The sequence below is a fragment of the Deltaproteobacteria bacterium genome, from assembly GCA_009692615.1.
Taxonomy (GTDB): Bacteria; Desulfobacterota; Binatia; order UBA9968; family UBA9968; genus DP-20.
The window spans coordinates 1-5,771 of record SHYW01000182.1 but is presented as its reverse complement, the minus strand read 5'-3'; the positions used below and the strand labels follow the sequence as shown (position 1 = coordinate 5,771).

The window sequence follows — 5,771 nt, the reverse complement described above, 5'->3', positions numbered from 1 at the left end:
CGCTTGCTCTGCTTTTTCTTTCTCGCCCACGCCAAACTCGCAAACGTTGTCTGCTCCCCCACGCTCTTTCCTCCCGCCTCACCTTGTCGGTCTTTCTGCTCTTCGTTATTAGACGACTTGCTAGATGACTTGTTCAGAGATTCCTTAACCACTCTCTCCGCCCGCATGAGAACGATCGGTGGAATCGTCAAGCCGAGAGTCTTGGCGGTCTTGAGGTTGATCATCAGTTCGTACTTCATCGGCTGCTGCACGGGCAGGTCGGCGGGTGTCCTTCCCTCCTTGAGGATCTTTTCGACGTAGACGGCGGAACGGCGGTGCAAGTCAGTATAGCTCGGTCCGTAAGACATGAGACCACCAACTTGAATCCAGTCCGTGTCCGCGTAAATTGCCGGCAGCCGGCGCTTGGCGGCAAGCTCTACGATCCGTTTTGGATTAGTATTGATGGGAACCTGCTGCGCGACAACTAGAGCGCCAACTTGTGCCTTGGTCGCCGCCTCGAATGCGCTATCGATATCATTGAGACTCCGCACATCGAGGGATTGAATCTGCACGCCCAGCTCTTGTCCCACGGCGCGCGTCTCTTTTAATATCACATCGCCGGATGGACTGGCCGCATTCAAGAGAAGGCCCACGCGGGAAACCCTGGGAACCGTCTCCTTGAGAATCTCCAACCGTTTTCCGTACAACCCCTGAGCGCCGATACTGAACCCGGTGACGTTGCCTCCCGGCCGCGCGAGACTGGCCACCAACCCACTGGCGACCGGGTCGACCGTCCCAACAAAGATAATCGGAATCGCGCTAGTCGCTTTCTTGGCCGCGGCTGCTGGCGGGCCGCTGGCGGCGAAAATGATATCGACCTTGAGCCGAACCAGTTCTTCCGCGAGGCCGGGAAGCCGATCATTATTTCCCTCCGCCGATCGGAATTCGATGGCGATGTTTTGTCCCTCGACATAGCCCAAACCCCTAAGACCTAGCCGGAGTGCTTCGGCGTTGGGCGAGCCACGACCAAAGCCGGCCGCTAGATAACCTATCCGCGGGACTTTCTTCGGCTGCTGCGCCTCGGCGAGAGAAGCAGTAGTCAGAAAAAAAGTTGTCAATTGCCGGATGGCGGTTCTTCTGTTCATTTTTCCTCCACAACTGTTCACTCTTCACTTCTCACGCGTACACATGCTGATCCACTTCATCCGCGGCCGGATACGGCGCATTGAGGGCGAAGTTTACGGCGTCTTTGATTTCCGTGGCGACTTCGTTTTCGATGCGCTGGAATAACTTGCTGTCCGCCAATTTATTCTTCTCAAGCCAGGCGGCGAGCAGCTTCACCGGGTCGCGCTGGGTCTTCCACTCTTCCTCTTCTTTTTTGGATCGGTAGTAGGCGCGGTCGATGTCGCCGATGTGGTGGCCGTGGAAGCGGTAGGTTCTGCACTCCAAAAACGCCGGGCCGTCGCCGCGGCGGGCGCGCTCGACTAGTTTTTGCGCCGTGGCGTGGAGCGCGCGCACGTCCTGGCCGTCCAGCGATTCGACGTGAATGCCGAAGGCCTTAGCGCGGCCAGTAACTTCGCCGGCGGTGGTTTCACTGTAGTGCGTGTACTCGTTGTACAGATTGTTCTCGCAGACGTAGATCACCGGCAGCTTCCAGAGCGACGCCATGTTCATGGTTTCGTAGAGCAAACCTTGACCGAGCGCACCGTCGCCGAAGAAACAGACTGCGACCTGATCGCTCTTGCGCATCTTGATCGACATCGCCGCGCCGGTGGCGATGCCGGCGCTGCCGCCGACGATGGCATTCGCTCCCAAATTGCCGGTGTCCTGGTCGGCGATGTGCATGGAGCCGCCCTTGCCGCGGCAGTAGCCGGCTTCTTTGCCGAGCAACTCGGCGAACATTCTGTCCAACGCCGCGCCCTTCGCAATGCAATGGCCATGGCCGCGGTGTGTGCTGGTGATGTAATCGTCTAGGCGCAACGCTTCACAAACGCCGACGGCAACCGCTTCTTCGCCGATGTAAAGATGCGCCAGCCCCGGCATCTTGGCGCCGAGATAAAGTTGATTGACCTCTTCTTCGAACAGCCGGATCTTCAGCATCTGGCGATAGAAGCGCAGCCAGCGCTCGTCCTTTACGGCGGATAGTGTTTTGGCTGACTTCTTCGCTGGTTGTTTTGTCGTGCGCGGCATAGTTAAAAGTTTTTAGTTGTTAGTTTTTAGTGTTTAGTTTCCGGAACTCAAAACTCAACACTAAGAACTAAAAACTATTTTGTTACTCCCGCCATTCTTGCCAGCACTTCAAAGACGATGGCGAAATCTTTTTCCGCCAGCCCCATGCCGCGGGCGGCGGTGAGAAATTCGTTGGTGATTGACGTCGTCGGCAACGGGATATTGAGTTCGCGGCCCATTTCCAAGGCGAGCAACAAATCTTTTTGCATCATGTTGACGTCGAAGATCACTTCATCCGGCATCTTGAGCACGAAGGGGCCGCGGTATTTCACCATGGGCGAGGCCATGACACTGCTAAGCAAAACTTCGACGGCGGTCTCGCGGGCGATGCCGCTTTTTTCGGCGAGCAGTAAACCTTCGCTGAAAGCCAACATCTGCACGGCTAGACTCAAATTAGTGGCGATTTTCATCGACGCGGCTAAGCCATGACCACCGACATAGGTCGCCTTTGGGCCGATGGCTTGAAGATACGGCAGGACTCTTTCAAAAATTTCCCGTTTGCCGCCGACCATGAATGAGAGCTTGCCTTCATCCAAAGTAATCGAACTGCCGGACACCGGCGCATCGAGCATGTCGGCGCCTTTGGTTTCAACTTGTTTGGCCAGCTCGCGGATCGCCGCCGGACTCACCGTGCTCATCTCGACATAGATTTTTCCCGCGCCGAGTCCGGCGACAATTCCGTCATTGCCCTCGGTGACTGCGCGCAACGCACTGTTATTGGCGATCATGGAGAAGACAACGTCAGACGATCCCGCCGCCGCGCGCGGGCTGTCGCCCCACTTCATGCCGGCGTCGAGCAGCCACTGCGCCTTGGACTTAGTCCGGTTGTAACCTGTGACGCTGTGGCCGGCGTCGAGTAGACGCTTCGCCATGCGGCTGCCCATTACTCCCAGACCGACAAAACCGAGATTAGCCATCGAGTTCTCCAACAAAACCCTTAAAGATTTTTTTCCCCGCAAAGGCGCTAAGACGCAAAGTTCGGAAGAAAACTATGACCGTCGATAAACAAGCCCATTCTCTTTCTCTTACCTTAGCGCCTTAGCGCCTTTGCGGGAGATATTCCGATGTATTAACTTTCCGCCTTGATATATTTCCCCATCTCCTTGAGCGTCTCCGGCGTTTGATTGAACAGTGCATTGAAATCTTTCGCCACCTGTTCGCCGGAGATGTAAGAAAAATCTATCCTCGCGCGCTTAGCTTCGGCGATCAGTTCGGGATCGTTGATCGCTTTGGCGAAGGCGTCGCGCAAGATGGCGAGGCGGTCCTTTGGTGTATTCGGATGGACGGCGAAAGCGCGGCCGATGGCGAGGGGAATCGTTTTGATCGCCATCAGCGATTTGCCGAGCGGGCTGGTGGCGAGATTTTCATCCACCGGTAAATTTTCATATCCCGGCAGCGCCACCCGCGTGCGCACCGCGCCGCGGTCGGCGGCGAGTTTGATGGTCGTCGCCAACGCCGACCAGGAGTCCACTTCCCTGCGTTCGATGGCCAACAGCACGTCGCTGCTGGCCGGATAGCCGGCGACCAGTTTGAGTTTGACGCCGGCGAATTCTTTCAGCAGCAGGGGAAAGTCATGGGCGTTGGATCCTGGCCCGGTGGTGCCGGCGACCAGTTCGCGGTCGGCTTTTTTTAACTCATCGAAAGTTTTGTAGGGCAGGTCCGGGCGGATCGCGAACATGGCGCCGTCGGCGCCGGAGGAGACGAGCCAGTGAAACTTGCGCGCGTCGAAGCGCACCTGGGGGACTTTCGATAGTTGCGCGATGGCGACGCTAGGATTCGCCGCGAGAATGGTCAGGCCGTCGGGTTTGGCGACGTTGAAAACATTATTAGTCGCCAACAGGTGGGCGGCGCCGGGCATATGCTGCAAGATCACCGGCGGTTTGCCGGGAAGGTATTTGCCCAAATGGTGCGCAACGATGAGCGCGCCGATCTCGAGACTGCCGCTCTTGGCGCCGATCAGAATCGTCACGGCTTTGCCGTCGTAAAAGTTCGCCTGTCCCCAAGCCGGCGCGCCGACGCAGGTCAACCAAGTTAGCAGCGAGCAAGCGGTTAACTGCCGAGCGATCTTCATGCAACCCTCCTAGAATACGATTAGATTTTTACCAATGAATTGTTTAACAGAACGAGTTTAACAAATTTAGCGCACAACATGCTCGCGAAATAAATCCGAAATCCGAAGCACGAAAGCGGCCCCGCGGACCGAAACAAACCGGGGTTAAAATAAATTCCAAACCCGGAAAATCCAAAACCTCGAATCCGAATAATCCTTGTTTGGAACATTAAAGACTTAGTTTTGGTCATTTGAATTTGTTTCGGATTTCGTGTTTCGAATTTAGACGCAAGGTTATGTGATTCGAACCGCGCGAGTCAAGCCACTAACCATTTCACAGGCCGAGCCACGCTTGGAGCGCGCCTTGCTCGAATTGTAAGTGCACGAGCTTCTGAAACAGCGCATAAAACATCACCCAGGTGACCGCCGTTGCCGCGATCGTCGGCAGCGCACCGACGGCGCTTTCAAAACGGAGATAGCAGCAAATAAACAGCGGCACGGTGAGCGGAAAACCGATCAGGTAAACCGAGAGAATGAAGCCGGCGATCCAGGCAAACGCCGTGGTCACGCGCCGGCGCTCGATCTCGGGCGGCACGTCGCTGGAGAATTCAATGTCGACCGCGGCGCTGTCGTTGGTTTCAGTCGCGCCGAAAAGCAATTGCAGCAGTTGCATCGAGGCCAGGAGCAACAGCGGAATGCTGACCGACAGCGGAAACAGTTTGGCTTTGAACGGCCAATCGAGCGCCAGGTAGATCGCGCCGGCGGCGACGACGATTAGAAATGCGCAAAAGGTAATCCGGCCCTTAGCCATTAGCTTGACTCTGGGCGCGCTGGCGCCGCTGTTGGATATAGGGATAGGCGATCACAAAAAGCATTAGGATAATAAAACCGACGGTCAACGGTTGGCTGAGCCAGGTGAAACCGTAGCGTGCCACGGAAATGAAAAAATAAGTCTCCATGACTTTGCCCAAGACGAAGCCGAGCACGAACGGCGGGCGCGGCCAACCGAAGAGCACCATGAAGTAACTGAGCACGCCGAAAATCAGCGTAACGATCAAGTCGGTGATCTGGCCGTTGGCGGTGTAACTGCCGATAAAAACCAGCAAGAGAATAAACGGGATGATCAGATTGCCGCGGATGTTCGTCACCTTGGCGATTTGGTTGAGAACGGTGAGACAGAGGAGCACGGCGATGATATTCGAGATTGCCAAAGTCCAAACCATCGAGAATGTGATGGCTAGATGTTTGGTCAACATGTCCGGACCGGGTGTCAGCCCCATGATCAGAAAAGCGCTGAGCAGGATCGCCATGGCGCCGCCACCGGGCACGCCGAAGGCGACGGTTGGGATCAGCTCGCCGCCTTCTTTAGGAATCTCTGAACAAGTCATCTAGCAAGTCGTCTAATAACGAAGAGCAGAAAGACCGACAAGGTGAGGCGGGAGGAAAGAGCGTGGGGGAGCAGACAACGTTTGCGAGTTTGGCGTGGGCGAGAAAGAAAAAGCAGAGCAAGCGG

Annotated in this window: 6 protein-coding genes; all 6 read right to left on the bottom strand. The window is 56.1% G+C overall.

The genetic code is table 11. From position 1 onward, the window contains the following. On the bottom strand, nucleotides 1-1,124 hold a 1,124-nt coding region (locus EXR70_24830; GenBank protein ID MSP41723.1), incomplete at its 3' end, for an ABC transporter substrate-binding protein. A 31-nt stretch (nucleotides 1,125-1,155) separates the two neighbouring features. Then, nucleotides 1,156-2,169 (bottom strand): thiamine pyrophosphate-dependent dehydrogenase E1 component subunit alpha, encoded by a 1,014-nt coding sequence (locus EXR70_24825; protein MSP41722.1) that lies wholly within the window; start codon nucleotides 2,167-2,169, stop codon nucleotides 1,156-1,158. Between the two features lie 74 nt (nucleotides 2,170-2,243). Then, a complete protein-coding gene (locus tag EXR70_24820; protein ID MSP41721.1) occupies nucleotides 2,244-3,125 on the bottom strand; it encodes an NAD(P)-dependent oxidoreductase in 882 nt (293 codons plus the stop codon). 152 nt (nucleotides 3,126-3,277) lie between these two features. Then, a complete protein-coding gene (locus EXR70_24815) occupies nucleotides 3,278-4,279 on the bottom strand; it encodes a hypothetical protein (GenBank protein MSP41720.1) in 1,002 nt (333 codons plus the stop codon). 313 nt (nucleotides 4,280-4,592) lie between these two features. After that, a complete protein-coding gene (locus tag EXR70_24810; protein ID MSP41719.1) occupies nucleotides 4,593-5,069 on the bottom strand; it encodes a hypothetical protein in 477 nt (158 codons plus the stop codon). Further along, entirely contained in the window at nucleotides 5,062-5,646 is a 585-nt protein-coding gene (locus EXR70_24805; GenBank protein ID MSP41718.1) for a hypothetical protein, read from the bottom strand. The genes EXR70_24810 and EXR70_24805 overlap by 8 nt, the downstream gene beginning before the upstream one ends. Nucleotides 5,647-5,771 lie beyond the last annotated feature (125 nt).

Bases quoted from the DNA above. Each gene is read 5' to 3' on its own strand.
- EXR70_24810 (MSP41719.1), bottom strand. From the start codon at position 5,069: ATGGCTAAGGGCCGGATTACCTTTTGCGCATTTCTAATCGTCGTCGCC.
- EXR70_24825 (MSP41722.1), bottom strand. From the start codon at position 2,169: ATGCCGCGCACGACAAAACAACCAGCGAAGAAGTCAGCCAAAACACTA.
- EXR70_24815 (MSP41720.1), bottom strand. From the start codon at position 4,279: ATGAAGATCGCTCGGCAGTTAACCGCTTGCTCGCTGCTAACTTGGTTG.
- EXR70_24805 (MSP41718.1), bottom strand. From the start codon at position 5,646: ATGACTTGTTCAGAGATTCCTAAAGAAGGCGGCGAGCTGATCCCAACC.
- EXR70_24820 (MSP41721.1), bottom strand. From the start codon at position 3,125: ATGGCTAATCTCGGTTTTGTCGGTCTGGGAGTAATGGGCAGCCGCATG.